Genomic DNA, 26421 nt, shown 5'->3' on the forward strand with positions numbered 1-26421 from the left:
CGGCCAACTAACGATACAACGAAACCTGGTTGCGACCGGCAGACTTCGACTGATAAAGGGCAGTGTCGGCCCGCTCGATGAGTTGTGCATAACCACTGGTGGGTTGGCTTAGGTCGGCAATGCCGAGACTGACGGTAAAACGAATAGCCTGCCCGTCATGGACGACCTCGTGCGCTTCGATAGATTGGCGCAGCCTCTCGGCGAATGTAACCGCACCCTCGCTTTCCGTATCCGGCAGCAACACGACGAACTCCTCGCCGCCATAACGGCCCGCGATGTCGGCATCGCGCATACTTTGGCGTATGAGTTCGGCGGTCTGCTGGATCACGGCATCGCCCGCCTGATGACCGTAGCTGTCGTTGATCTTCTTGAAGTGATCTATATCGAACATCACCAGCGCCGCGTTGCGGTCGTAACGACGGTGCCGGGCATAATCCTGACGCAACATTTCCTCCCAATGGCCTCGGTTGAACAGCCCCGTCAGGCGATCCGTGCTGGACAGCCGTTGCAGCTCCTGATTCGCCGCCTGCAGCTGAAGGCGATTGGTGGCCACATCGGTCACGTCGTAGATGATCAAACAGATCTGCTCGATGCCGCCACTGAGCCCTTTCAATGGCATTAGCGTGGTGTTCTGGTACATGAAATCTTCCAGCCCTGTGATCGGCTGGTAATTCTTGAAACGCAACAAGTAGGGGCGCTGCTCCCAGATGGTGAACGATGGCGTGCCCAGCGTCGCGACGCTTTCCACCTTACGCCGGAACCAGTGCTCGTCTACTTCAGGGAACAGCTCGAAAAAGGATTTCGCTCGCACATCGTCGGGCAACCGCCCGGAGCGGTTTTCCATGAAGGTGTTCCACACATTGATGCGGTATTCGCGATCGAGCACCACCACACCGACGTCGATGCTCTGGACGATTGCCAGCAGCCAGTGAAGTTCGCTCAGATTGATCGAGTCGGACATGCTCAGCTCATCAGGTGGGCGAGTTTGCGAGACAGCAGCTCAACCGAGTCTTCGGTGAACAGCAACAATAAATCGAAATGAACATCGTGCCCCTCCAGGCTGTAGCTGATCTCCACCGCGAGCGTATTCTTCCAACGCTGGCGGTTGAGCCGGATAAGCTCGTCGATCGAAGCATGCTGACCAAGCAACTGCGGATGCCCCTGAGAGAAAACCACATCGATCTGGTCGGCGATACCGCTGAGGCACGCACTGATCAGCAGACTCGACAAATCGAGTAGCATTTCAAGCTCAAGGTAGTCGTCGGCGCGCATCAGACGCGCCATATCTGCCACTTCCGAATCGTGAAAGATCAGCAGCGCCTCGCCGGCAATACCACCGCCGATATACCCCTGGCAAACCGCAGTCAACTTATCGCCTTGGGCCACATCGGCAAGTGCCATGTGCAACTCACCGACCTCAAGGATGTTCACGCTGGGAATGGGCAACTGAACGAAAACCCCGAGCACTTTTGCAAGCAGCGCCGCCGCACGACCCATCGCGACATTCACCACCTCGCGAAAGGTGTCGCGAAAAGGGATGGCTCCCGCTTTTCTCTCACCGAGTACCGGCAATTCATCTCCGACCACCCCGAGTCCAGCCAGGGTTTGTTGCAGATGCACCGGATCGGCTGGTTTGCGAATGAATGCCTGCGCACCCAGCTCCAGCACGCGGCGTACAGCCTCTTCTTGGACATCCGCCGAGATGACCACGACTTTGCAATCGAGATGTTCGTCGCGGAGCGCGGCAAGCACCTGATAGCCGTCCATATCGGGCATGGTCAGATCGAGCAAGAGGACATCAATGCTGCCTGCACGAACCTTATCCAGCGCCTCACGACCGCTTGCCGCTTGCGAGATATCCAACGGCCAAGCAGCAGGCAGCGCACGCAGCAATTGCTTGCGCGCCAGGCTCGAATCATCGCAAATCAACAGGGAAACGGCAGACATGCAGCGCTCGCTCAGCTAGCCAGGTCTCGGGGACCTGGACAGCTTATCTCAGCGAGCGAGCGCCGTGGTGGTGCTATGAAAAGAATAGTGGCATTTTGCCCATGATTGGCTGAAACAGCCATCGCTTGGGCTGTTACAGCCTAGTAGTAGGCGTTATCCCGATTGGTGTGGTCGGTCACGTCACGCACCCCCTTGAGCTCGGGAATTCTTTCCAGCAGCGTTTTTTCGATACCTTCCTTGAGCGTGACGTCGGCCTGGCCACAGCCTTGGCAACCGCCACCGAACTGGAGCACCGCCACACCTTCATCGACTACATCGATCAGCGTGACCTGGCCACCGTGGCTGGCGAGCCCCGGGTTGATCTCGGTCTGCAGGTAGTAGTTGATACGCTCGTTCAGCGGGCTGTCCTCGTTGACCATCGGCACCTTGGCGTTCGGTGCCTTGATGGTCAACTGACCGCCCATGCGGTCGGTGGCGTAATCCACTAGCGCATCTTCCAGAAAGGGTTCGCTGACGCCATCGATCCACGCGGTAAAGCTCTTCAGTGCGATTGCGATGTCATCCGGCTTTTCTTCGCCAGGCTTGCAATAGGCGATGCAGGTTTCAGCGTAAGGCGTGCCGGGCTGAGTAATGAAGACCCGGATGCCGATGCCTGTGGTGTTCTGCTTTTCAAGCAGATCGGCCAGGTAATCGTGTGCAGCTTCGGTAATGGTAATGGCGCTCATGGGAACTCCTCTCAGACATGGAGGGCAGTGTACGCCAACCACCGCGCCGGATAAAGTCCCAGTATTTTAGTAGGAGATAGCAATATCGCGGTCTCGCTGATACAAGAGGAGGTTCAGTCTCGGCTGCCGCATCTCTGTACCGAGACCGTGATCAGGCAGCACGCAGCCCGGGACCGCGTGACATCACTGCCTTTCTAACGCCTTCTGACGGCTTATTAACATGAAGGGAATTCATGCAAAGCGCACAGTGATCAAAAAGCATGCAGCTTTGCTATCATTCCCCGTTCTCGCAATCAGCTTCAGGTAGTTCCCATGCTCGACCGAAACGCCCGTCTCCAGGCTCTCCAGCAGGCCCTCAAGGAGCGCATCCTGATTCTCGACGGCGGCATGGGCACCATGATCCAGAGTTACAAACTGGAGGAGTCCGATTACCGCGGCGAGCGCTTCGCCGACTGGCCGCAGGATCTGAAGGGTAATAACGACCTGTTGATCCTCACCCGCCCGGACGCCATAAGCGCCATCGAAAAGGCGTACTTCGACGCCGGCGCCGACATCGTCGAGACAAACACCTTCAACGCCACTCGCGTTTCCCAGGCCGATTACGGCATGGAGGAGCTGGTCTACGAACTGAACGTCGAAGGCGCCCGCCTCGCCCGTGAGGCCGCCGATGCAAAGACAGCCGAAACGCCGGATCGCCCGCGCTTCGTTGCCGGCGTACTCGGCCCGACCAGCCGTACCTGCTCGCTGTCGCCCGACGTGAACAACCCCGGCTACCGCAACGTCACCTTCGACGAACTGGTGGAAAACTACACCGAAGCCACTCGCGGCCTGATCGAGGGCGGCTCGGACCTGATTCTCATCGAGACAATCTTCGACACACTCAATGCGAAGGCCGCGATCTTTGCGGTGCAGGAGGTATTCGAGGAGATCGGTTTCGAGCTGCCGATCATGATTTCCGGCACCATCACCGACGCTTCCGGCCGCACGTTGTCCGGGCAGACTACCGAGGCCTTCTGGAACTCGGTACGTCACGCCAAACCCATCTCTGTCGGGCTCAATTGCGCGCTGGGCGCAAAAGAGCTACGCCCTTATCTAGAAGAGTTGTCGAACAAGGCCGAAACCCATGTCTCGGCCCACCCGAATGCTGGCTTGCCGAATGCCTTCGGCGAGTACGATGAGAGTCCGGAGGAAATGGCCTCCGTCGTTGAGGATTTCGCTGCCAGCGGGTTCCTCAACATTGTTGGCGGCTGCTGCGGCACGACCCCTGCCCACATCGAGGCGATCGCCAAGGCCGTGGCCAAATATGCGCCGCGTGCCATCCCGGATATTCCAAAAGCCTGTCGACTGTCGGGCCTGGAGCCTTTCACCATTGATCGCAGCTCCCTGTTCGTCAACGTTGGCGAGCGGACCAACATCACCGGCTCTGCCCGTTTTGCCCGTCTGATTCGCGAAGATAATTACACCGAAGCCTTGGAAGTCGCCCTGCAACAGGTGGAAGCCGGCGCTCAGGTGATCGACATCAACATGGATGAGGGCATGTTGGATTCGAAGAAGGCCATGGTGACCTTCCTCAATCTGATTGCAGGCGAACCGGACATTTCCCGCGTACCGATCATGATCGACTCCTCTAAATGGGAAGTGATCGAAGCCGGGCTCAAGTGCATCCAGGGCAAGGGCATCGTCAATTCGATCTCCATGAAGGAAGGCGTCGAGGCGTTCAAGCATCACGCCCGCCTGTGCAAGCGCTACGGCGCCGCCGTGGTGGTGATGGCCTTCGACGAGGCCGGCCAGGCCGACACCGCCGCGCGCAAGCGTGAGATCTGTCAGCGTTCCTACGACATCCTGGTCAACGAGGTCGGCTTCTCGCCGGAAGACATCATCTTTGACCCGAACATCTTTGCGGTCGCCACCGGTATCGATGAGCACAACAACTACGCCGTCGACTTCATCGAAGCCTGCGCCTATATCCGCGACCACCTCCCCTATGCGCTGACCTCGGGCGGCGTGTCAAACGTGTCGTTCTCGTTCCGCGGCAACAACCCGGTGCGCGAGGCGATCCACTCGGTCTTCCTGTACTACGCGATCCAGAACGGACTGACGATGGGCATCGTCAACGCCGGACAGCTGGAAATTTACGACGAGATCCCGAAGAAGCTGCGCGATGCCGTCGAGGACGTTGTGCTCAACCGCACGCCCAATGGCACCGAAGCCCTGCTGGCGATCGCCGACGAATTCAAGGGCGACGGCAGCGTCAAGGAAGCGGAAACCGAGGAATGGCGCGGCTATACCGTTGAAAAACGACTGGAGCATGCGCTGGTCAAGGGCATCACGACTCACATCGTTCAAGACACCGAAGAGTTCCGCCAGCAGTGTGCACGGCCCATCGAGGTCATCGAAGGGCCGCTGATGTCGGGCATGAACGTAGTCGGTGATTTGTTCGGATCGGGCAAGATGTTCCTGCCTCAGGTGGTCAAGTCCGCCCGGGTGATGAAACAGGCCGTTGCGCATCTGATCCCCTTCATCGAAGCTGAAAAAGGCGACAAGCCCGAAGCCAAGGGCAAGATTCTCATGGCAACGGTCAAGGGCGACGTGCATGACATCGGCAAGAACATCGTCGGCGTGGTGCTCGGCTGCAATGGCTATGACGTCGTTGACATGGGCGTCATGGTGCCTGCCGAGAAGATCCTGCAGACCGCTATCGCCGAGAAGTGCGACATCATCGGACTGTCCGGCCTGATCACCCCGTCGCTGGACGAGATGGTTCATGTGGCCCGCGAGATGCAGCGACAGGACTTCCACTTGCCGCTGATGATCGGCGGTGCGACTACGTCCAAGGCCCATACGGCTGTGAAAATCGATCCCCACTATAAGAACGATGCGGTGGTCTACGTCACCGATGCCTCGCGCGCGGTTGGTGTGGCCACGACGCTGCTGTCGAAAGAGCTAAAGCCAGTCTTTGCACAGAAGATTCGCGAAGAGTACGCAATGATTCGCGAACGCACCGCCAACCGCAGCGCTCGTACCGAGCGTCTGACATACGCCGAAGCTGTCGCCGTCAAGCCCAAGTTCGATTGGAGCGACTACTCACCGATTAAACCGACCTTCACCGGTCGCAAGGTGCTGGAAGATATCGATCTGCGCACGCTGGTCGAGTACATCGACTGGACGCCGTTCTTCATTTCATGGGATCTGGCAGGCAAATACCCGCGCATCCTTGAGGACGAGATCGTCGGCGAAGCCGCCACCTCGCTGTTCAACGATGCTCAGGCGATGCTCACCAAGCTGGTCGATGAAAAGCTGATCAAGGCTCGTGCAGTGTTTGGCTTCTGGCCGGCCAATCAGGTCGACGAAGACGATATCCAGGTTTATGGCGACAGAGGCGAAGCCTTGGCGACACTCCATCATCTTCGTCAGCAGACGGTGAAGACCGACGGCAAGCCGAATTTCTCGCTGGCCGATTTCGTCGCGCCGAAGGACAGCGGCGTGACTGACTACGTAGGCGGCTTTATCACCACCGCTGGGATCGGCGCCGAAGAGGTCGCGAAGGCCTACCAGGATGCCGGCGACGACTACAACTCGATCATGGTCAAGGCGTTGGCTGACCGGCTGGCCGAAGCCTGCGCCGAATGGCTGCACCAGCAGGTCCGCAAGCAATGGTGGGGCTATGATCCAGAGGAGCAGCTGAGTAACGAAGAGCTGATCAAGGAGCAGTACAAGGGCATCCGCCCTGCCCCCGGTTACCCGGCCTGCCCAGATCACACCGAGAAAGGTACGCTGTTCCGGCTGCTCGATGCCGACGGCGTCAGCCAGGTCACCCTGACCGAGCATTACGCTATGTTTCCTACAGCGGCCGTCAGCGGCTGGTACTTCGCTCACCCTAAGGCGCAGTACTTCGCCGTCGGCAAGATTGATAAGGATCAAGTCGAGAGCTACAGCAAGCGCAAGGAGCAGGACCTTGCCGTGACAGAACGCTGGCTGATGCCTAACCTCGGCTACGACAACTGAGACCAGGCATGGCCCTCGATACTTGTATAGGTATTGCGGGCCATACAGACCTGCCAGCAATCCCCGCCCCTTACGCGAGCACACCATGCCTACCGAAACCCGCTATCTGCTCGATGAACTCGAAACAGCCGACATGCTCGAAGTCGATGGCCTGCATGCCTGGCAATTCACCCTCAACGACGAACTGCTCGATCGCGCCGAGGCAGCTGCGATCGCGGGTGAGCCATTCGCCAGCGACGATATCGTTGTCCGCATCGAGTCGATCGACGGCCGCGAGCGGCGCCATTGGACGTTCAGCTACAACAGCGTGATGGAAGCGCAGTATCTAGAAGACAAGCAGCACTGGGTCCTTGGGGGCTCCCCGCAGACACGTATCCGCTGCCTCGGGGCAACCAGCGCAAGCACTGATGGCGAGTGATCGCGATTCGCACCCGCACCCGCACCCGCACCGCCAATCATTCATGTTTCGCGCCACGCCGTAGCAGTAACGCGATGGCGAGCACCACCATCAAGCTACCCGGCAGCCAATGCCAACCGATTCGTTGTGGCTGGGACACGAACAGCAGCATCATCGATACGAAAGGAACCAGATAGCTATAAGCCGTGACTGCGCCTGGCGTCAGCACCGCCGTGGCTCGCTGCTGCAGAAAAAAGGTCATTCCGCTAGAGAACACGCCCAAGTAGATCACCAGCGCCACGTCACGCAGATCCATCCGCGCCAATGTGGCCGGTTGCTCCCAGATGAACCCGAGCGTGGCGATCAGAATCGCGCCTATCAGCAGGCTCCAGAACGTGCGCAAGCCAGCCTGCGGCGCCAGTACACCACGATACAGTCCCCACTTGCTCAACACTGGGTACAGCGCGGAGGCGATGCAACCGAAGAAAAAAGCCAGTTCACCAACGCCAAACTTCAGTTCCGCGAGGTCTCCATTGTTTTCGGCTAGCGCCAGCCCCAGCGCTCCGAACGCGCCCAGCGCGAGGATCGCCAACAGCCGGCCTGCAGGCCGCTCGACACCCAAACCACGGCCGAGGCAGTAGGCCAGCAAAGGCACGCTGACGAACAGCGTAGCCATCGACAGTGCGCTGATGCGGTGCGCGGCCCAAAACATGGTTCCGAAGAAGCCCGCCAGGCTCAGGCCCATCAGCGCATATAGCAACAAGCCCGGAAAGCTCGGCCAGCGCTTGCTTTGGCGTAACACCAATGGCAGTAACGCCAGCGCGGCAATGCTGAAACGAAAGGCTGTCAGCAGCAGCGGCGGCAGTCCTTCGCTCATCAGCCCTACCGCGGGAAAGGACAAACCGACGAACAATGCCCACAGCAGCATGCCCAGGTGCGCACGAGTGATGCCACGCTTCGCCTCAGTCATCGCCCTTCTCCAGTGTCAGCAGCAGTGTGCGCAAACCATTCGCCAAGGCCTGTTTTTGTTGCTGATCGAGCGGCGCCTGCATGCGGTGCAGGGTTGCCAAGTACTCATCCAGACAGCCGAGCAACACGGTCTGCCCTTGGTCGCTGAGCCGTATCAGTAGGCTCCGGCGGTCGTCCGGATTAGGAACGCGCTGGATCAGACCGGCTTCCTCCAGACGGTCGAGCCGATTGGTCATGGCGCCCGAACTGAGTACGGCGGCATGGCGCAAGGCATTCGGGGTTAGTCCTTGCGGTTGACCGCTGCGATAGAGGGTTGCCAGCAGATCGAACTCGCCATCATGCAGACCATGCTTGCGAAACACCGCAGCGATACGACGGTTCAGGTATTTTGAAAGCCGGTATACCCGCGTGAAAATCGCCATCGGCGATGCGTCGCCTTCGGGACGTACGTTGTGCCACTGAGCGAGCACACCGTCGACATGGTCATCAGAGGCGGGTCTGCGCATGAATAGCTCCAGCAAAAGAATCTTTACGTAAAGCTAAATAGATGCAATGCGAAAGGCAAGCGTTGACGCCGCTTGAGGATGGACAAGCCGACGGGTGACGCTCAGTCACTGAGCGCAACCGGATGCCGCGAGCTATCGCAGTTCGGAGGGGGAGTTGCGGACGATCTTGATTGAATGCGTGAGCGCTGGCTTGCGCGTGACACTGATGGCCTTGCGCGTCACCGTGTCGATGGTGATGTTCCAGAATCCGGTATTTGGCACCTTGATCTTCGCTGGAAACTTGTCGAAAGCACCGCCGTGATAGGCATGACGACCGCCGTTCTTGAAGCTACGAAAATTTTTGTCGTTCATGAGACGGATATTGCAGGGCTGCGAACATTCGATGATCACAAAGTCGTCTTCGTTGAGGTGTTCGCGCTGGTGAATGAACTTCATGTGCCGCTCCGGACCACGTTTCTGGCAAAGACGAAGATTACCATGCACGCACTCGCGGCTGGGCGCGCCGAGCCTACTCTTCTTTGACACAATAGCCTGCACAGTCGGCTCTGACGCGTAAGGGCCACACTCACCCTGCTGATCAAGGATCCTTCTGCATGCCTGCGGCGACCCTTTCCGTTGATGCCGCATCGCCCGTTGCCCGCCGCGCCACCCGCGTCGGTTTTTTCATGGCCGGGTTCGGCCTGTCTGTGTGGGCGCCGCTGGTCCCGTATGTGCGTGAGCGCATCGAGATGAGCGACGCGCTGTTCGGCACGCTGCTGCTATGCATCGGCATCGGCTCGTTGACCTGGATGCCGCTGTCCGGGTTATTCGTTACCCGCTGCGGCATTCGCCCGGTCGTGCTCTTCAGCATCGTGCTGTTGCTTTTCGCCCTGCTCGGAATGGCCCTCACCGAGTCGATCTGGGTTCTCGCTCTGGCGCTGTTCTGCTTCGGTGGCAGCCTCGGGGTTATCGATGTAGTGCTCAATATCCAGGGCGTGCTGATCGAGCGCGACACCGGCAAGCGGCACATGTCGAATTTCCATGGGATGTTCAGCCTGGGCTCGATCTGCGGCGCGCTGGCACTCACTGTCGCGCTGACTTCTGGCCTTGCTCCTGCAACCGGCACGCTGCTTATGATCGCCGTGATCGCATTGGCGAACTTCGCCGTGGCGTCCGGGTTTCTACGGGACAAGGCGCCAGCCGGCGGAGTCACCTTCATTCGTCCCACCAGCATGGTGCTGCTGGTCGGTGCCCTGTGTTTCGTGGTCTACCTGGCCGAAGGTGCGGTGCTTGACTGGAGCGCCCTCTACCTCACCGAGTACAAGGCATTGGAAACCGCCAAGGGCGGACTGGGTTATGCAAGCTTCGCCCTGATGGTCACCATTGGCCGTTTCGCTGGGGCGCCGGTAGTAAACAGCCTGGGCACAGCGCGCGTGATCGGCTTCGGCGGACTGTTGGCCGGGATCGGCATCGGCTTGAGCATCGCCACCGAACATTGGGCACTCGCCCTTCTCGGCTACGGTTTGTGCGGCCTTGGCTGCGCCAATGTCTCGCCAGTGTTGATCTCCTCGCTCAGTCGGCAGCAGGGCATGCCGGTACATCAGGCCATCACGGCAGCAACCACCATCGGTTTCGCTGGCGTTCTGGCCGGCCCGGCGGTAATTGGAGTGATTGCTCACTATGGTTCCCTGACCCTCGCCTTTGGCCTGCTTGCTGTGCTTTTGTTCGCACTCGCGCTGGGCAGTCGTCGCTTCAAGGAATGAGCTCGACAGGAGAGTACGGTAGCTGCTGGCTCCACCTCGCTACAGACCGGGTCTCGGTGTTTGGCTAGAATGCGCGCCCTATGCGCATCCAAGACATTCATCAGCTGCTTGCCGAGATCGGCGCCAAGCCCGTCCATATTGGCCGGATCACGCGTGCCTGGCTCCAAGGCCAGGCGCTGGATGCCGGGACTCGGCATCAGAAAACAGAAGACTTTCTGCCAATGTCGGTGCGTAACGGCCTGCCTGCGATCGGCGAAGCCGTTGAGAGGCTGGTCCAGCTGCGCTCCGAACACCCCGGCGGCGATGGCTCCGTCCGCTTGCTGGTGGCGCTGGCGGACGGACAGATGGCTGAAAGCGTGCTCTTGCCTCGCGACGGTTTGTGCGTTTCGAGTCAGATCGGCTGCGCGGTCGGGTGCGTGTTCTGCATGACAGGCAAGAGCGGCCTGTTGCGTCAGCTTGGCAGCGCCGAGATCGTCGCCCAGGTTGCTCTCGCGAGGCGCTTCCGCCCGGTGAAGAAGGTGGTGTTCATGGGCATGGGTGAGCCGGCGCATAACCTCGATAACGTGCTCGAAGCCATCGATCTGCTGGCCACCGATGGCGGCATCGGCCACAAGAATCTGGTGTTCTCCACCGTTGGCGACCCGCGCGTGTTCGAGCGTTTGCCTCAGCAGAAGGTGCGACCCGCGCTGGCGCTATCGCTGCACAGTACCGATGCAGCGCTGCGTCGCGAGCTGCTTCCGCGGGCGCCCGCGTACGACCCTGCCGAATTGGTCGAGCTGGGCGAGGCCTATGCACGCCTGGTCGACTATCCGATCCAATATCAGTGGACGCTACTCAAAGGCATCAACGACAGCCAGGACGAGATGGACGGCATCATCCGCCTGCTCAAGGGCAAGTTCGCGATCATGAACGTGATTCCCTACAACAGCCTCAACGATGACGAATTCCAACGCCCCGCCGCCGACCGCATCCACCAGATCATGCGCTACCTGCACCAGAACGGCGTGCTGACCAAGGTGCGCAATTCGGCCGGGCAGGATATAGATGGCGGTTGTGGACAGCTGCGCGCGCGCGCCGAGCGAGCCATCCGTACGCGCGGACGGCCGGCGGAATACCCCCTGCCAGAGCGCGCGACTGAACCTCCAAGCCGCCTTTAGTGTCGTAGCGCATTGCCCGCTCAAAGTCTGGGCGGGCATCAGCCCCCCCGCGCAACCGGCCACCATCGCAGCCTGATTCAGGCTCGCTCGAGAACAGCATGAACACATTGGCACAGCTCAAACGCGGCGAACTGACCGGCGTCACGCGGCTGAAACTATCGGAACAGCTGGAAACTTTCCCCAGCGAAATCTTCGACCTGGCCGATAGCCTGGAAATACTTGATCTCTCCGACAACCGGCTCAGCCAGTTGCCCTCCAATCTGTGGCGACTGCATAAGCTGCGCATCCTTTTCTGCTCGAACAACCTATTCACCGAAGTGCCGGTAGGGCTCGGCAAATGTCCCGAGCTGGAAATGATCGGATTCAAAGCCAACCGTATCCGCCATCTCCCAGCCGAGGCGCTGCCGCCTGCGCTACGCTGGTTGATTCTTACCGACAACCGGCTCGAATCGGTACCTGACGAGATTGGGCGTTGCACCCGGCTGCAGAAACTGATGCTGGCCGGTAATCAGCTGCGAACGCTGCCCGAAACCCTGTCTAGCTGCAGCCGCCTGGAACTGCTGCGCATCGCCGCCAATCGTCTGCCTGCCCTGCCCGACTGGCTGTTGGCGATGCCTCGACTGACCTGGCTGGCCTTTGCCGGCAATCCCTTCAGCGACACAATCGAGGCAGATACCTTGGCGCAACATCCCCAACCACCGATCGACCGCAGCCAGATTGTCCTGGGTGAGGTGCTCGGCCAGGGAGCCTCGGGCATCATCCATAGAGCCAACTGGCAGCGCGCCGGCCAGGCGCCACGGACCATGGCGGCCAAGCTATTCAAAGGCACCCTGACCAGCGATGGCCTCCCGCATAGCGAGATGGCCGCCTGCATCGCGGCAGGTGAGCATCGCAACCTGATCGGTATCGCCGGCCCGCTGGAGAAGCGCGCCGAAGAGCCATCCGGCTTGCTGATGGAGCTCATCGATCCTTCGTATCAGGTTCTCGCGGGGCCGCCATCCTTCGCCAGCTGCACGCGTGACTGTTACGAGCAGGAGCGCCGCTTTTCCGCCCGGCAAGTGCTACGCATCGCAGCGGGTGTGGCCTCGGCGGTTAGCCATCTACACCAACGCGGCATTCTTCACGGTGATTTATATGCTCACAACTTATTGGTCGACCCGATCGGCAGAGCCTTGCTAAGCGACTTCGGCGCCGCCTCCTTCTATACCCCGCAAAGCGAGCTAGGTCAGGCGCTCCAACGGCTCGAAGCCCGAGCGTTCGGCTGCTTGCTTGAAGAACTGCTGGAGCGCTGCGATTTGACCGATGACGAACCGGATCTCGCACGGCTTTGCAAGATCCAGCGCCAATGTATGCTCGACGACCCAGCGCAACGCCCGGCCTTCAGCGAAATGAAGCGCGAACTGGAAACAATCGGCCAGGCGAGCCCCGTTACGGCCGGCTAGTTGCATAAGAGTTCCTCCTATTCACTGGACCGACGGCAACCTGACGCTATGCTCCCTTCCGAACCTGGCTCCTCCGATACTCCCGTTCGCTCTTCGGCCACCGATAATGCCGCCGCGCTCAAGCACGACCCATTCATCATTGGCCTGAAGCAGCGCCTGCCCGAAGAGCTGCGAGAAAGCTTCACCGACGAGCAGCTGGCGGGGCTTCGCAGCGCTTTTGCCACGCGTCCATGGGGGCGGCACAAAGTCGATTGGCGTGGCACCTTCAGCCTATGGAGCAACCAGTACTATTTCGTGCTGGTCGGAGGTCACAACAAGCGCAACTTGTCTCGCGGACAACGCAACCTATCGCTAGCGGCGAAGGCCAGCGCGATCACGATGTTCCTGCTCTTCTCCGTTCTGCTGGGAATGGTGGCGCTGTACCTGCTCAAGTCAGCACTTGGTATCAATCTACTGCCGAACCATTCGCTCGGCCTGTGGGACTGGTTCAAGGGCTGACACTGAACCACGCAGCGACCGCCGTCATTCGCCGATCAGGATGAGTTTGCCGGTGGCGGGATCACGGTAGACCTGCCCGACGCTTTCCAGCCCTTTGCCGGAGTCACCCTCGACGCTGTCTGGCAGGCGCGGCAGTTCGCGCCCGCGCTCAACGGCAACGGGTTGCCTGGCGGCTTCGAGCTGTTCGAGCAGGTCGGTCTGCGCCACCAGGGCGGCGATCAGGCCACAGGCGAATACCAGCACCACGTCGACCATATTGGCCAAGGGTCCCAGCGGGTCGTCATCGCCTGCAGCAAAGCGGCTAGAGCGCCACCGTCGACTCACTGTCGCGCTCCTCTGCCGCTTCGACCTCATCCAGTAGCTCGTCATACCAGCGCCGCCGCAAGCGACCGAGCGCAAAGCCGCCCACCCCGATCAGCAACCCGAGCACGGTGGTGTCGAAGGCCACCCGCATCGCGACACTGAGTATCTGCACATTGCCGTCGCCGAGCGCCGCCAAGCCTGGACCGAGCGGTATCAACGTGCCCATCAGGCCGAGCATCGGTCCGACGCGGGCGACCAGATCGGCACGGTCAAGTCGCCGCCGTGCCCGCCGCTCGATTTCTCCCACCGGCAGCATGCGCCAGCGCCGTAGCCCGCCAAACCGCTCTCCGGCTGCAACGCCCGAGTCGCAGATCACCGCGGCCAGGAGCCCGAACAGCGCCCACGTCACTGGCTGCAGGAGCCAACCAACCAGGAGGTGCAACCAACTGAACAACCGATCATCAAGCATGCTCAAACGCCTCCCCTTGACGGCGCTCCGCGACCACGCCAGACGCCGAGGCTCAGCAGCGATAGCACCATCAGCGAGGCCAGCCACAGGTACTGGCTGGCGCTTGCATCGCCCTCCCCTTGCGCCTCGGACTGATCGACCGGCCGCTCCGCTGCCTCGGGCTGGATCTCGCTGATGCTGCTAGGTGCCTTCACGCTCGGTTGCGGCTCGCGGCTGGCCGCATCCAGGCGCGCCTGCAAAGCATCCCGGACGCTCGGGGTCAGCTGTGGCAACAACCACTCGATCATTGGATGATCGGGTCGGGTGTGGCCGCTGCCAGGCAGTCCGTTCGCGGACACCAGCGTGGCGAAGGCATCAGCCAGCTCCCGTCGGGTCTGCTCATCGGCCTGCCAGAAGCCCTTGTGGATGGCCACCAGCATGATCGCCAGCATGTTGGTCTTCACATGCACGTTTGCGCCCTGCTCGAGAAACGAGTCGATCCCCAGTTCGTACCGATCATCGAGGTACACCGCCTTGACCTCCTCCCAGGCTCTGCCCTGGATGATGTCCGGATTGGTGACCTGCCAGCCCCAGAGGTACTCGAGGAATTCGCTGCCCATGGTGCGTGCGCCAGCATAGTCGTGCTGCATAAGCGCCTTGATCCAGGCCGGATTGAGGAAGCGCCCTCGGAGCTCCGCCAACAAGGCTTGCTGCAACGGCTCCAGGCGCACCTTGGCTGGATCGTTGTGCCAGCTGACGAAGTTCTCGGGAGCCTGGCCGGCCAGGTGCTCGACGGCCAGGCTCAGGCCGCCGAGGTAATCGAACGCATCATTGTTGTCCATCAGCCCGTAGAGATTGCTGGAACGTCCGAGATAGGTGCGGGTGACCTGCTTCAAGCCATCCTCGAACACCGCCTGGACCGGCTCGCCGTTGTGCTGCAGGCCATAGGCATGGCCCATCCGGTTGATGTAGCTGCGCGCCAGCTCACCACGATCCTGCCAACTGCCGGAGCGTTCGACGAGCGTGTTGATGCCAGCACCATAGGTCCCCGGCGCCACCCCAAACAGGCGCAGTGCCGACAGGCTCCCGGCCTGCTTGGCATCGGCGCCGCCGTCCAGTCGGCGTGCCGCGTCCGTTACCCAGTTGGCGGCGATCCGGTTCTGTGAAAGCGGCTCATTACCACCAGTCGCCAGCGCACCGATTGGCTGCAAGGCAGCATCCAGGGCGATGCGCAGGGCGGGAAAATCCCGGCGGATGGTGTTGCTGGCGCCGTCCAGCGCTAGCAACACACCGCGTTCGAGCAGCGCGAGCTGATCGGCATATAGGTCCCGAAACAGGCCAGAGGTGGTGAACATCAGGTCGCGGCGTTCGCGGCCCTCCTCAAGCGGTACCCGTTTGATCCCTTCGACGATCCCGCGACTGTTCCAGACCGGCTCGACGCCGAGCAGATCGAGACCGAACGCAACCATGGCGCCTTCGTCTCGTACCGTGTCGGACGCCCACAGAATGACCGCTTCACGGCCGCCCTCCGGCATGGCTCGCTCACGGGCGCGGTCGGCCAGTTCCTGCCCGATCCCCCAACCTATGCGACTCGGCAACAGACTGCTGTCCAGCGCATGGAAGTTGCGCCCCGTGGGCAACGCCTCCGGCGTGCGGATCGGGTCGTTACCCTTGCCCGGCGCAACGAAGCCCCCATCGAGGGCATGGATCAGTGCCTGCATTTCCGCTGCTGGGGAATCGACCAATGCCTGGCGATACTGGGCCTGCCCGGGGCCCATCGACGCCATCAGAGTGTCGACCGCCTCGTCGGTCCATGGCTTGCCGAACACGTGCAGCCCGAGCGGCATGAATCGCTCCTGAATGTTGGTCAGGTAATGGCCAACCTCGTGCACCAGCAGATCATCGTCAACCTGCTCGAAATCGATGCCGCGCGCGGCAAGCGGCCCGGCCATGGAATCGCGCAGCTCGGGTTCCAAGCCGGACTGGCTCACCAGGCGTTTGATCTCTGCGATGGTGGCGCGCCGAGCGGGTCCTTCGGTGCTGCCAGTCCCCGCCTCGAAACTCTCGATCAACTGACGCAGTTTGAGCAGATCGTCGTAGAGCGGCGTCGCTACCAGCGGCGGTGTGAGGTGATCGATCATCACGGCGAGCCCCCGGCGCTTGGCCTGGATGCCCTCACCCACGCCATCGACGATGTAGGGATAGATGCTCGGCAGATCGCCGACAATCTGCATCGGATAATCCTCGGCGCTCAGCCCGGCACGTCGCCGCGGCAGAAACTCGTAGGTGGAGTGGCGTCCAAGGTGCACCAGCGCATCGGCACCGAAGTCATCCCGCAGCCAGTGATAGAAGCCCAGGTACTGGTGCGGCGGCGGGAAGACCAGGTTGGCGTGGAGCAATTCCTCGTCGACTTCCCAGCCTCGCGGCGGCTGCGGACCGAGAAAAATGTTGCCCAGGCGCAGACCGGGGAAAATCATTCGCTCCCCTTGCACCATGACCTGTCCCGGCGCTTCGCCCCAACCACGTAACCCTTCTATTCCCGTAGCCGACAGCGCCCAGATCAGCTCGTCCGCGTCACCCCAGGCGGCCAGCCCGGGCTGCTCCAGTGCTCGCTCGTAGAAGCGTTCCAGCTGTTCGAGCAAATCCAGCGCGCGGGCCCGCGCCGGATGCTCGACGCCATCGAGCACGTGATGCAGCTCGCTCGATCCATCGCGCAAGGTTTGCCTGGCGATATCCAGATGAGATGACTGTAGCGCCCGACGCATCTGCACGTTCCAGTAGCCCAGCGGCCCATGCTCCATTTCTCCCTGCAAGGCTGGTGGCAGCGCACGATACCAACGCAGGTAATCATTGCGGTCGAGCCCGGGCACCTTCCCGGCCATGTCGGCCAGCGCATCCCCTTGCTCGGGCAGGTTCACGCCATGCTCTTGCAGCATGCTCAGCAGTGCCTCGGAGGATGCCGGCAACTCGCCCGTTTCATAGCCCTCGGCCTTGAGGCGCTGCAGGATGGCGAAAAGGGATTGCGGTACGTCCAGATTGTCGGCACCGATGTTGTGACGCCCCGGAGGATGGTTGTAATAGATGATAGCGACACGCTTGTTTCTGTTGGCCTTGCGCTGCAACCGCTGCCAGCGATGGATCCGCGCGGCGATCGCGTCGATTCGGGACGGCAAGGGCTGGCTGAAACCAAAACGGATGCCAGAATTCGGATCGATCTGCGCCGACTCCCATGCAGCCAGCACCATCGGTTGGCTGCTGCCCTGCAGCTCCGGCATGGCCAATTGGTAGTGAACCTTGTCGCGCCCGAGTCCATCGGTGGAAAGCTGCCAGGAGCTCTCGTCACGGTCATCCAGGCGCAGGGCCTTTAGCACTGGCACATCGAGACGTCCGAGCATTTCGGTTGCCTGCTCACGCCCCTCGCCGCCGCCAAGCACGAAGTCCTGCAGCACGACCACGGCGGCCAATGGCGGATGCTCCTCATTTTCCAGCCAGCGCAGCGCTTGCAAGGTGCCGTCGCCCCAGCCGGCGAAAAGGCTGACGCAGGCCATGTCTCGCTGTTGCAGCGTCTGACACAGCGCATTATTGAGATCGGCGTCGCCCCGGCGATCGGCACGGCCGTGATCGATGATCGCAACCAAGCGCTCGCCGCGCCAGACGAGCTCATCAGGCTCGGCGACCCGACCATCCTGATAGAAGCGCAGCGCCGGGCGGGGCTCTGGAGGCAGGATCTGTGCAGAGGGATCGCCCCGCCTGACCAGCCAGCCGAGCAGACGCGCAATATTCTCACTCCCGCCGCCGATCCAGTAACTGCGCGCCTCGATCCACCCGGCCTGATCAGGGTTGGCATCGCCAAGCTCGCGGACCCAGCCGACCAGGTCCTCGCCCGGCTTTTCCGCACCGAGACGTATTGCCTGTTCACGGTCACGGAAGACCGTCTTGCCACCGATACGGCTCATCGCAACCAGCTCCTGGTCGCTGTGCATGATGTAGCGATCACCGGAGCGGTGCGCCTCGATCAACGGACGCAAGCGCTCCACTTCGGGTCCGAACACGCCGACAGCAAGCAGCGTGGCACCGCCGTGCAGCCATTCGGCTACGCTGGCATCGTTCATCTCGCTCAGCTGTTCCGGGGTGCGCGCATCGATGATTTCGTCCGGGTGGCGCTCTTTAAACAAGGCCACAGCCGAGGCGAATTCCGCCGCGCTGTATTGCGAGATGATTGCGTTGATCTGGCCAGCCAAGGCGGGCTGGGCGAGCAGCACCGAAAGCGCTAAACCGACCCAGCGGAAAACGATAGACATGCCCACTCCGTCTCGGGACGCGCGGGCGGCAGAACGGCCGCACAGCCCGTGACAGGCGCAAGGCATTCTGAGGATGTCGCCCACCGCGACAATTCCTGGGGAGTACGGGCTGGTATCGGGCTCGGTCGGAGAATTCGACCCTACCGTTGCGGGGGCAGCATCAGCTTGGCACTGATTTCCCATTTAACCCGGACCTAGACCCGGGCACCGCATACTCCATGAAGGCAGCCGTCTAGCGGCTGACGGCGCGAACCTTACGCGGCGCACAAAGCAAGATCAAGCGACGAACCCTTGCCGCGTTGCACCAACGAGGCTTCGATGCGACGGCGCACTCGATGGTGGCTAGACTTCAGGGCATCCAGGCATACGGGGACAGCCATGAACGACGATAAACAACCCAAACCACTCACGTTGCGGCAGATGTTGCAAAGCGTACTGGCCGGCGCACTCGGTGTGCAGAGCGGCAAGAACCGGGCACGTGACTTTAGTCACGGCAAGCCCAGCCACTTCATCCTGCTGGGGGTGGGTTTCACCGTGGTGTTCGTGCTGGTGATTCTTGGCGTGGTCAAGCTGGTGTTGTACCTCGTGGGGCTGTGATAGCCCCACCCAGGCGTTTATTGATGGCTGACCCAGAAAACCGCCGTCGCAACCGCCAAAAGTATCAGGACGAATATCGCGGCGGCGTCTGCCCTACTGTCGTTACTGCGATGATTGAAATGCTCGGACACGGCTGTTCTCCTTGTTGTTGAGGCTCGCGTTGGTTGCAGTTAAGACCACCAGAGCGAGGCGCTCAAGCGCAGGGGTTTAAATGCTATAAAAGCGGTGTTTCGTTCTAAACATATTCCCAAACATCACTTTTACGCATAAACGCTAACTGGTATCTTGCCGGCCTCCCTCAACGGGTGCGCGGCCGTGCGCGCAAAAAGCTGTAGACAGCCTGAAAAACAGGACATTTATGTACGTATACGACCAGTATGACCAACACATCATCGAGGATCGCGTGCGTCAGTTCCGTGATCAGATTCGCCGCTACCTAGCGGGCGAACTGACTGACGCGGAACTGCTGCCTCTTCGCCTGCAGAACGGCCTGTATATTCAGCGCTACGCGCCGATGCTACGCATTGCCGTGCCCTATGGGCTGTTGTCGTCTACCCAGATTCGCAAGCTGGCTGATATCACTCGCAAGTATGATAAGGGCTATGCCCATATCAGTACCCGGACCAACGTCCAGCTCAACTGGCCCGAGCTGGAGGATGTACCGGACATTCTCGCCGAGCTGGCTACTGTGCAGATGCATGCCATCCAGACCAGCGGCAACTGCATTCGTAACACCACCACCGATCAGTTCGCCGGTGTGGCCAAAGACGAATTGGTTGATCCGCGCCCCTGGTGCGAAATTATTCGGCAGTGGTCGACGTTCCATCCGGAATTTGCCTTCCTGCCGCGCAAGTTCAAGATTGCGGTAAACGGTGCGGTGAGCGATCGCGCCGCTATCGAGGTGCACGATATTGGCCTCGAAGCGGTGAAGAACGATGCCGGTGAGCTGGGTTTCCGCGTGTCGGTGGGTGGCGGCCTCGGCCGTACGCCGATTGTCGGCAGCTTCATCAATGAATTTCTGCCCTGGCAGCACCTGCTGACCTATCTCGACGCCATCCTGCGCGTTTATAACCGCTACGGCCGTCGCGACAACAAGTTCAAGGCCCGGATCAAAATCCTGGTGAAGGCGCTCACGCCTGAAGTGTTTGCCGAGCGCGTCGAGGCCGAGTGGTCCTATCTGAAGGATGGTCCGAACACCCTGACCGACGCTGAAGTCGAGCGCATCAGCAAGTTCTTCATCGACCCGACTTACAAGACCCTGGAAGACCAGAGCGCTGTCCTGGCTCGACTCGATTCCGAGCATCCCGGCTTCGCCCGTTGGCGCCAGCGTAACGTGGTGGCACACAAGAAGCCCGGGTATGCAGCCGTCACATTGTCCCTGAAGAGTACCGGGGTGGCACCCGGCGATGTAACCGACAAGCAGCTCGATACCATCGCTGACTTGGCCGATCGCTACAGTTTCGGTGAGGTGCGCAACTCCCACGAGCAGAACATGATCCTCGCGGATGTCGAGCAATCGCATCTGTTCGAACTGTGGAACGAGCTGCGCGAACTCGGTGTTGCGACACCGAACATCGGCCTGCTGACCGATATCATCTGCTGCCCTGGCGGTGACTTCTGTTCCCTGGCCAACGCCAAGTCGATTCCCATTGCCGAAGCCATCCAGCGCCGCTTCGATGATATGGATTATCTGTTCGACATCGGCGATATCGACCTGAACATCTCCGGCTGCATGAATGCGTGCGGACACCACCACGTGGGTCACATCGGTATTCTCGGCGTGGACAAGAAAGGCGCCGAGTTCTATCAGGTTTCGCTCGGAGGCAGCTCCGGCCGCAACGCTAGCCTTGGCCAGATTCTCGGGCCGTCCTTCGCTCAGCACGTAATGCCCGACGTCATCGAAAAGGTCATCGGCGTCTATGTGGAGCAACGTACAGAAGATGAACAGTTTCTCGACACTTTCCGCCGTATCGGGATCGACCCCTTCAAGGAGCGCGTCTATGCAGCGAATCATTAAGGATGGTCAGGTCATCGACGAGACCTGGCATCTGCTGCCCAAGGACGTAACCCTTGACGGTTTGTCCAACTGCGACGATCTGATCGTTCCGTATCAGCTGTGGCTTGATCATGCCCATGCGCTGAAGGCTCGCGATGGCGGGCTGGGGATCTGGCTGGATTCCGACGAAGCCGTGGAAGAGATCGCTGGCGATCTGGAGCGCTTTCAGGTCATCGCCCTGAACTTCCCGGCCTTCACGGACGGTCGGCATTACTCCAGTGCACGCCTGCTGCGCGAGCGTTACGGCTACAAAGGCGAGATACGCGCCATCGGCGACGTACTGCGCGATCAGCTGTTCTACATGCGTCGCTGCGGTTTTGACGCCTTTGCGGTGCGTCCCGACCGCGACCCGTATGAAGCACTGGAAAGCTTGAAGGATTTCTCCGTCACCTACCAAGCTGCCGTTGACGAGCCGCTACCGCTGTTCCGCCGGCGACAAGGCTGATTCGGCGGTTGTCGAAACAAAAAACCCGCCTTTCGGCGGGTTTTTCATTCACTGGTACATCCAGAAGTTCGGATGCTCGATGTTCGCACCTTCGGTCGACTGCTTCTTGCCGAAGGCTTCCCTGATTTTTTCTGCCAGTGCTTTCATGACCGATTCCTGCTGCTGCGTTGAAGTAGCGTTAGCTTCCCTCGATCGCCCATCGCAGCGAAATCGGTTTTGGCTATGCCTTCAATAGCAAGCACAACGATAATCGCGCCTGAACAAACCAGCCGTTCAATCGAGCCGGACCAGCATCCTTCCGGTCTGCTGGCCGGCCAGGATTCGCTCGATAGCCATAGGCAATTGCTCCAGCGAAATTTCCTGCACCAAGTCCTCAAGATTCGATAACTTCCATTGCAAAGACAGCTTGTCCCACATTGAAGCCTTCACAACCAATGGAATTTCCACCGAGTCGACTCCAAGCAGATTCACGCCGCGCAGAATGAACGGCAGCACGCTAGCCTGGAAACCCGTTCCGGCGGTCAGGCCGCAGCAGGAGACGCTGGCGCCACGCTGCAACGACTTGACGACATTAAACAGAATGTCGCCGCCGACGGTATCGATCGCCCCCGCCCATTGCTCCTTAAGCAACGGTTTCTCGGTGCCTGCCTGAAGCGCACTGCGCTCGATGACCTGTTTGGCCCCCAGCTTGGTAAGGAAATCGGCCTGATCCGCCTTCCCGGTCACAGCGGTCACGTTGTAACCAAGACGCGACAACAAGGCGACCGCAATGCTACCGACACCACCGGTAGCGCCGGTCACGAGCACTGGTGCATCGACCGGCTCGAGACCGGCCTGCTCAAGCTTGTCCACACAAAGCGCAGCGGTAAGGCCAGCTGTGCCAAGGGCCATAGCTTCACGCAGGGAGAGCCCGGCTGGACGCTTGATCACCCATGCCGCAGGTACCCTAATGAACTGGCCGAAACCGCCCGCGGTGTTCATCCCAAGGTCGTAGCCGGTAGTGATAATCTCATCGCCTTCGGAAAACTCCGAGATGCTTGACTCGACAACTGTGCCAGCCGCATCGATGCCCGGCGTGTGCGGGAAGTTGCGGGTCACGCCGCGATTACCGCTGGCCGACAGAGCGTCTTTGTAGTTCAACGATGAATAGCTAACGCGAATCAGCACTTCTCCTGCCGGCAGTTCGCTGGTGTCTCGCTCGATAATGCGTGTTTCGAAACGGCCGTTCGCATCCTCGTTAGCTTGTAGCGCCCTGAACGTACTCATCACTTGCCCCTTATTGCCAGAATCGTTGTTCGTTAAGTCGCGTCCAACCTTTCAGCACGCCATGCTCCAGAGTGGCGCTGACCGCCATGCCGAAGCGTTCGGGAAGGCTTTTTTTCTCGGCGTAATGCAGCTGGAATAGGTCCGCTTCACGGGCCCGCGCGGCCAGGTACTCGTCGCTGGTTTTCAGCTCATCGACGAGCTGCTTGCCAAGTGCCGCGATGCCTAGCCAGACCTCACCGGTAGCGACATCATCGATGGACAACTGTTGGCGATAGCGGGCGACGAAATTCTTGAATAGCTCGTGAGTGGTTTCCAGATCGTCCTGAAATTTCTCGCGGCCCTTTTCGGTGTTCTCACCAAAGATGGTCAGGGTGCGCTTGTATTCCCCGGCAGTCAGCACCTCAACATCAACGTCATGCTTCTTCAGCAGTCGATGAACATTGGGCAGTTGCGCAACGACCCCGATGGAGCCGAGGATCGCGAAAGGAGCGCTTAGAATCTTTTGCCCGATACAGGCCATCATATAGCCGCCACTTGCCGCAACCTTGTCGACGCACACTGTCAGCGGCACGCCTGCATCGCGGATGCGAACCAGCTGTGACGCAGCGAGCCCATAACCGTGGACCATGCCCCCGCCGCTTTCCAGCCGCAAAACAACCTCGTCCTGCGGCGTTGCCAGGGTCAGCAGTGCGGTAACTTCGTGACGAAGGTTTTCAACCGCAGATGCCTTGATATCCCCATCGAAATCGAGCACGAAAACCCGCGGACGATTTTCCGGGCTTTTCTTCGCCAGCTTGGCCGCCTTGGCTTCACGCTTGCGCTGCAGCTTTAGCTGGTCCTTGTCGACCAGAGACTGCTCGAGACGCTCACGCATCGCTTTATAGAAGTCATTGAGCTTGTGGACTTCCAAGTGACCACACGCCTGTTTGGTTCGGCCGCGCCGTAGCGAGGCAAGCGCGATCAATACCACCAGAACGGCGGCTACCAGCGTAACGGTCTTCGCCAGAAAGCTTGCATAGTCAGCAAGAAATTCCACAGATCCTCCTCGGTTGCTATGGTCGCCAGCAGAAACCCGACTTGGCGTAAACCGGCCAAGCATACCGATTTCACGGGCGTCTGAGCCAGCAGAACCCAATTCAAACAAACGTATGATTTATCGTTGACACTCTAAGACTATCCCCCTACCCTCGCGAAAAACAGGGTCCCGGAGTTGAGCATGGGCAGTATCTACCTGATCAGGCATGGTCAGGCATCGTTTGGCGCTGAAAACTACGATGTCCTCTCTCCGCTTGGCTTTCAGCAATCAGCTGCCCTGGGCGATTATCTGAAACAGCTGGGTGTTCGCTTTGACCACTGTGTAAGTGGTGAGCTGAACCGGCAACGGGACACGGCCAAGGCAACCCTCGAGCGGATGGCCTTCCCCCAGCAAAGCCAATTGTCCGCCATAGAGATTGATTCGGCCTTCAATGAATTTCGGGCTGATGAAGTGATACGTGCGCATATGGATGATCTGCTAGCCGTTGAGCCCCAGGCCATGCAGATATTTAGCAACGCAGCCAACCATCGAGCCGAGTTTCAACGCCTGTTCACATACATTATCCACCGGTGGGTATCCGGGGAGCATGAGAAGGAAGGCCTGGAAAGCTGGGCCAGTTTTGTCGACCGCGTCCAGGCTGGGTTGCACCGATTGCTCGATCAGGCAGACAGAAAAGACCACATTGCCGTTTTCACGTCTGGCGGGACCATCACGGCACTGCTTCAATTGATCATCGGTGTGCCACCCATCAAGGCATTCGAGCTGAACTGGCAGATAGTTAATACCTCACTCAGCCGGCTGAAGTTTCGCGACCGGGACCTGGCGCTGGCTTCGTTCAATAGTCATGTACATCTGGAACTGCTGAAAAATCCCGAGCTCATCACCTATCGATAAGCTCCAATCAACTGCGGCCAAGGCTGCGCGTTTTCCACGACAACAAAGGGACATATCCGATGAGCAACGTCGACGAAACCATCCAAGGCATGAAGGCCAAGTTCAACCCAAGTGCTGCGGCCGGCCTGGATCTGGTTTTCCAATTCAATATCACCGATGCGGAAAACTATTATCTGGTCGTGAAAGACGGCACCTGTGAGTTCCATAAAGGCGAATCGGCCGATGCCAACGTAACGTTGATCATGGACAGTGAAACCATGCAGGGCGTTATCAGCGGCGAGACCGATGGCATGCAAGCGTTCATGGCAGGAAAGCTGCGCGCCGAGGGCGATATGATGCTCGCGCTGAAGCTGAGCGAGCTGTTCCCGGCCTGATCTGCCGAGATACAACGAAAACCGAAGTCTTTCGACTTCGGTTTTTTTTATGCGCTTTTGACGAACTTCGAACCATAACGCACCTTGATTACCTAGCAACACCCCGACCTATAGAGACCGACTTTGCTTGGTGATGCATGGGAGCCCCATTAGATTTACGGCGCCGGACAGTCAGTTGGCACCGTAGCCGATAAAGCTGCTGCTCAGGACAGTTCATCGAGGCATTGATTACAAGAAGGACAAGCATGGCGCTAACTGATCAGACCAGCCGTATACGCGAAGGCGAAGAATTGCCTACCGAGGTCATCGACCAATACCTCAAGGCTCACATTCCTGAACTGGAAGGCACGCCGACCATTTCGCAGTTTCCCGGTGGCGCGTCCAACCTGACGTACCTGCTGGAATATCCGAAACAGGAATTGGTGCTCCGTCGCCCGCCGTTCGGTCATAAAGCAAAGTCCGCGCACGATATGGGCCGGGAATACCGAATCCTCAATCAGCTCAACGCGGGTTTTCCATACTGTCCGAAGGCTTATGTGCATTGCACTGACGAGACGCTCATCGGTGCCGAGTTCTACGTCATGGAGCGTGTCAAGGGCATCATCTTGCGTGAGGACATGCCCGCCGAGCTCGGCATTACTCCAGAGCAGACCGCCGCGCTGTGCAAGAGCTTCATCGACAAGTTCGTCGACTTGCACAACGTAGACTACAACGCCTGCGGCCTGGGTGGCCTGGGCAAACCGGAAGGCTATGTGCAGCGTCAGATCACCGGCTGGATCGATCGTTACGAGCGCGCGATCACGTCCGATGCACCCGGTTGGGAGACTGTAAAAGTCTGGCTGCGGGACAAGATGCCGGCGGACCATCACAAGCCCGGTATCGTCCATAACGACTACCGTTTCGACAACGTCATCCTCAGTCCGGACAACCCTATGGAGATCATCGGTGTCCTGGATTGGGAGATGACTACCGTTGGCGATCCGCTGATGGATCTGGGCAACACACTTGCCTATTGGATCGAAGCGACGGATCCGCCGCCCATGCAGCTGATCCGCAAGCAGCCCAGCAATGCTCCCGGCATGCTGACGCGTAAAGAATTCGTCGACTATTACGCCGAACGTGCCGGCATACGCATCGATAACTTCGACTATTACTACACCTACGGTCTGTTCCGACTGGCGGCGATCGTGCAGCAGATCTACTACCGCTATTTCCACGGCCAGACCCAGGACAAGCGCTTCGCCAAATTCGTGCAAATGAACGCCCTGCTCGAACAAGCAAGCTTGCGGGTCATCGACAATTCGAAGCTGTAG

Annotated in this window: 23 protein-coding genes and 1 riboswitch; of the genes, 12 read left to right on the top strand and 11 right to left on the bottom strand. The window is 59.8% G+C overall.

Annotation, left to right across the window (positions count from 1 at the left end; all coding sequences use genetic code 11):
* Positions 1-7: 7 nt before the first annotated feature.
* The 3 genes from H3028_RS17085 to nfuA all read right to left on the bottom strand — a co-directional run bounded on the left by H3028_RS17085 (position 8) and on the right by nfuA (position 2672).
* Positions 8-961 (bottom strand): sensor domain-containing diguanylate cyclase, encoded by a 954-nt coding sequence (locus H3028_RS17085; protein WP_181298429.1) that lies wholly within the window; start codon positions 959-961, stop codon positions 8-10.
* 2 nt (positions 962-963) lie between these two features.
* Entirely contained in the window at positions 964-1947 is a 984-nt protein-coding gene (locus H3028_RS17090) for a response regulator (RefSeq protein ID WP_181298430.1), read from the bottom strand.
* Positions 1948-2087: 140 nt separating this feature from the next.
* Positions 2088-2672, bottom strand: a complete 585-nt coding sequence (gene nfuA, locus H3028_RS17095) for a Fe-S biogenesis protein NfuA (protein WP_181298431.1) — start codon at positions 2670-2672, stop codon at positions 2088-2090.
* A 312-nt stretch (positions 2673-2984) separates the two neighbouring features.
* Between nfuA and metH the strand changes: the two genes are divergently transcribed.
* Positions 2985-6677, top strand: coding sequence for a methionine synthase (gene metH, locus H3028_RS17100; protein WP_181298432.1), 3693 nt, complete (start codon positions 2985-2987; stop codon positions 6675-6677).
* Between the two features lie 85 nt (positions 6678-6762).
* Positions 6763-7095 carry a DUF5629 family protein gene (locus H3028_RS17105; protein WP_181298433.1) on the top strand — a complete coding sequence of 111 codons (333 nt, stop codon included), beginning with the start codon at positions 6763-6765 and terminating at the stop codon, positions 7093-7095.
* A gap of 37 nt (positions 7096-7132) precedes the next feature.
* On the opposite strand, the gene H3028_RS17110 is transcribed toward H3028_RS17105, so the two are convergent.
* The 3 genes from H3028_RS17110 to H3028_RS17120 form a co-directional block, all read right to left on the bottom strand.
* On the bottom strand, positions 7133-8044 hold the full coding sequence (locus H3028_RS17110; RefSeq protein ID WP_258237833.1) for a DMT family transporter: 912 nt from the start codon (positions 8042-8044) through the stop codon (positions 7133-7135).
* On the bottom strand, positions 8037-8549 hold the full coding sequence (locus H3028_RS17115) for a MarR family winged helix-turn-helix transcriptional regulator (protein WP_181298434.1): 513 nt from the start codon (positions 8547-8549) through the stop codon (positions 8037-8039). Before H3028_RS17115 ends, H3028_RS17110 begins: the two co-directional genes overlap by 8 nt.
* Before the next feature lie 132 nt (positions 8550-8681).
* A complete protein-coding gene (locus H3028_RS17120) occupies positions 8682-8984 on the bottom strand; it encodes a DUF1883 domain-containing protein (protein WP_168423721.1) in 303 nt (100 codons plus the stop codon).
* 158 nt (positions 8985-9142) lie between these two features.
* Between H3028_RS17120 and H3028_RS17125 the strand changes: the two genes are divergently transcribed.
* From H3028_RS17125 to H3028_RS17140, 4 genes are all read left to right on the top strand, one after another.
* Positions 9143-10291, top strand: coding sequence for an MFS transporter (locus H3028_RS17125; protein WP_181298435.1), 1149 nt, complete (start codon positions 9143-9145; stop codon positions 10289-10291).
* 80 nt (positions 10292-10371) lie between these two features.
* The gene (locus H3028_RS17130) at positions 10372-11448 is read left to right on the top strand and encodes an RNA methyltransferase (RefSeq protein ID WP_181298436.1); all 1077 of its coding nucleotides are present in this window, start codon (positions 10372-10374) and stop codon (positions 11446-11448) included.
* 98 nt (positions 11449-11546) lie between these two features.
* Positions 11547-12890, top strand: a complete 1344-nt coding sequence (locus H3028_RS17135; RefSeq protein ID WP_181298437.1) for a leucine-rich repeat-containing protein kinase family protein — start codon at positions 11547-11549, stop codon at positions 12888-12890.
* A gap of 48 nt (positions 12891-12938) precedes the next feature.
* A complete protein-coding gene (locus H3028_RS17140; protein WP_181298438.1) occupies positions 12939-13388 on the top strand; it encodes a 3-phosphoshikimate 1-carboxyvinyltransferase in 450 nt (149 codons plus the stop codon).
* Positions 13389-13412: 24 nt separating this feature from the next.
* Here H3028_RS17140 and H3028_RS17145 read toward each other — a convergent pair whose 3' ends face one another.
* From H3028_RS17145 to H3028_RS17155, 3 genes are read right to left on the bottom strand one after another with little or no spacing between them, the layout of a single operon-like run.
* Positions 13413-13712 carry a DUF2149 domain-containing protein gene (locus H3028_RS17145; protein ID WP_309109561.1) on the bottom strand — a complete coding sequence of 100 codons (300 nt, stop codon included), beginning with the start codon at positions 13710-13712 and terminating at the stop codon, positions 13413-13415.
* Positions 13690-14160, bottom strand: a complete 471-nt coding sequence (locus tag H3028_RS17150; protein ID WP_181298440.1) for a MotA/TolQ/ExbB proton channel family protein — start codon at positions 14158-14160, stop codon at positions 13690-13692. Before H3028_RS17150 ends, H3028_RS17145 begins: the two co-directional genes overlap by 23 nt.
* Before the next feature lie 2 nt (positions 14161-14162).
* Positions 14163-18440, bottom strand: a complete 4278-nt coding sequence (locus H3028_RS17155; protein ID WP_258237834.1) for a cobaltochelatase subunit CobN — start codon at positions 18438-18440, stop codon at positions 14163-14165.
* A gap of 89 nt (positions 18441-18529) precedes the next feature.
* A riboswitch (cobalamin riboswitch) is annotated at positions 18530-18667 on the bottom strand.
* A gap of 151 nt (positions 18668-18818) precedes the next feature.
* On the opposite strand from H3028_RS17155, the gene H3028_RS17160 reads away from it, so the two are divergent.
* The 3 genes from H3028_RS17160 (at position 18819) to H3028_RS17170 (ending at position 21538) form a co-directional block, all read left to right on the top strand.
* Positions 18819-19037: a DUF2970 domain-containing protein gene (locus tag H3028_RS17160; protein ID WP_181298441.1), complete on the top strand. Its 219-nt coding sequence runs from the start codon at positions 18819-18821 to the stop codon at positions 19035-19037.
* Positions 19038-19395: 358 nt separating this feature from the next.
* The gene (locus H3028_RS17165) at positions 19396-21054 is read left to right on the top strand and encodes a nitrite/sulfite reductase (RefSeq protein ID WP_181298442.1); all 1659 of its coding nucleotides are present in this window, start codon (positions 19396-19398) and stop codon (positions 21052-21054) included.
* On the top strand, positions 21038-21538 hold the full coding sequence (locus tag H3028_RS17170) for a DUF934 domain-containing protein (protein WP_181298443.1): 501 nt from the start codon (positions 21038-21040) through the stop codon (positions 21536-21538). The genes H3028_RS17165 and H3028_RS17170 overlap by 17 nt, the downstream gene beginning before the upstream one ends.
* Before the next feature lie 273 nt (positions 21539-21811).
* Here the strand turns inward: H3028_RS17170 and H3028_RS17175 are convergent, their stop codons facing one another.
* Positions 21812-22804 carry a YhdH/YhfP family quinone oxidoreductase gene (locus H3028_RS17175; RefSeq protein WP_181298444.1) on the bottom strand — a complete coding sequence of 331 codons (993 nt, stop codon included), beginning with the start codon at positions 22802-22804 and terminating at the stop codon, positions 21812-21814.
* Between the two features lie 10 nt (positions 22805-22814).
* Positions 22815-23840 carry a protease SohB gene (gene sohB / locus H3028_RS17180; RefSeq protein ID WP_181298445.1) on the bottom strand — a complete coding sequence of 342 codons (1026 nt, stop codon included), beginning with the start codon at positions 23838-23840 and terminating at the stop codon, positions 22815-22817.
* Between the two features lie 180 nt (positions 23841-24020).
* Here sohB and H3028_RS17185 point away from each other — a divergent pair, with 180 nt between their 5' ends.
* From H3028_RS17185 to H3028_RS17195, 3 genes are all read left to right on the top strand, one after another.
* On the top strand, positions 24021-24734 hold the full coding sequence (locus H3028_RS17185) for a histidine phosphatase family protein (RefSeq protein ID WP_181298446.1): 714 nt from the start codon (positions 24021-24023) through the stop codon (positions 24732-24734).
* A 59-nt stretch (positions 24735-24793) separates the two neighbouring features.
* Positions 24794-25108, top strand: a complete 315-nt coding sequence (locus H3028_RS17190; protein WP_181298447.1) for an SCP2 sterol-binding domain-containing protein — start codon at positions 24794-24796, stop codon at positions 25106-25108.
* A gap of 245 nt (positions 25109-25353) precedes the next feature.
* Positions 25354-26421, top strand: a complete 1068-nt coding sequence (locus H3028_RS17195; protein ID WP_181298448.1) for a phosphotransferase family protein — start codon at positions 25354-25356, stop codon at positions 26419-26421.

Source organism: Pseudomonas sp. Q2-TVG4-2 (genome assembly GCF_013620795.1).
Taxonomy (GTDB): Bacteria; Pseudomonadota; Gammaproteobacteria; order Pseudomonadales; family Pseudomonadaceae; genus Stutzerimonas.

Bases quoted from the DNA above. Each gene is read 5' to 3' on its own strand.
- H3028_RS17130 (WP_181298436.1), top strand. From the start codon at position 10,372: ATGCGCATCCAAGACATTCATCAGCTGCTTGCCGAGATCGGCGCCAAG.
- H3028_RS17135 (WP_181298437.1), top strand. From the start codon at position 11,547: ATGAACACATTGGCACAGCTCAAACGCGGCGAACTGACCGGCGTCACG.
- H3028_RS17120 (WP_168423721.1), bottom strand. From the start codon at position 8,984: ATGAAGTTCATTCACCAGCGCGAACACCTCAACGAAGACGACTTTGTG.
- metH (WP_181298432.1), top strand. From the start codon at position 2,985: ATGCTCGACCGAAACGCCCGTCTCCAGGCTCTCCAGCAGGCCCTCAAG.
- nfuA (WP_181298431.1), bottom strand. From the start codon at position 2,672: ATGAGCGCCATTACCATTACCGAAGCTGCACACGATTACCTGGCCGAT.
- H3028_RS17160 (WP_181298441.1), top strand. From the start codon at position 18,819: ATGAACGACGATAAACAACCCAAACCACTCACGTTGCGGCAGATGTTG.
- H3028_RS17175 (WP_181298444.1), bottom strand. From the start codon at position 22,804: ATGAGTACGTTCAGGGCGCTACAAGCTAACGAGGATGCGAACGGCCGT.
- H3028_RS17085 (WP_181298429.1), bottom strand. From the start codon at position 961: ATGTCCGACTCGATCAATCTGAGCGAACTTCACTGGCTGCTGGCAATC.
- H3028_RS17105 (WP_181298433.1), top strand. From the start codon at position 6,763: ATGCCTACCGAAACCCGCTATCTGCTCGATGAACTCGAAACAGCCGAC.
- H3028_RS17140 (WP_181298438.1), top strand. From the start codon at position 12,939: ATGCTCCCTTCCGAACCTGGCTCCTCCGATACTCCCGTTCGCTCTTCG.
- H3028_RS17165 (WP_181298442.1), top strand. From the start codon at position 19,396: ATGTACGTATACGACCAGTATGACCAACACATCATCGAGGATCGCGTG.
- H3028_RS17185 (WP_181298446.1), top strand. From the start codon at position 24,021: ATGGGCAGTATCTACCTGATCAGGCATGGTCAGGCATCGTTTGGCGCT.
- H3028_RS17170 (WP_181298443.1), top strand. From the start codon at position 21,038: ATGCAGCGAATCATTAAGGATGGTCAGGTCATCGACGAGACCTGGCAT.
- H3028_RS17110 (WP_258237833.1), bottom strand. From the start codon at position 8,044: ATGACTGAGGCGAAGCGTGGCATCACTCGTGCGCACCTGGGCATGCTG.
- H3028_RS17115 (WP_181298434.1), bottom strand. From the start codon at position 8,549: ATGCGCAGACCCGCCTCTGATGACCATGTCGACGGTGTGCTCGCTCAG.
- H3028_RS17090 (WP_181298430.1), bottom strand. From the start codon at position 1,947: ATGTCTGCCGTTTCCCTGTTGATTTGCGATGATTCGAGCCTGGCGCGC.
- H3028_RS17150 (WP_181298440.1), bottom strand. From the start codon at position 14,160: ATGCTTGATGATCGGTTGTTCAGTTGGTTGCACCTCCTGGTTGGTTGG.
- H3028_RS17155 (WP_258237834.1), bottom strand. From the start codon at position 18,440: ATGTCTATCGTTTTCCGCTGGGTCGGTTTAGCGCTTTCGGTGCTGCTC.
- H3028_RS17195 (WP_181298448.1), top strand. From the start codon at position 25,354: ATGGCGCTAACTGATCAGACCAGCCGTATACGCGAAGGCGAAGAATTG.
- H3028_RS17190 (WP_181298447.1), top strand. From the start codon at position 24,794: ATGAGCAACGTCGACGAAACCATCCAAGGCATGAAGGCCAAGTTCAAC.
- H3028_RS17125 (WP_181298435.1), top strand. From the start codon at position 9,143: ATGCCTGCGGCGACCCTTTCCGTTGATGCCGCATCGCCCGTTGCCCGC.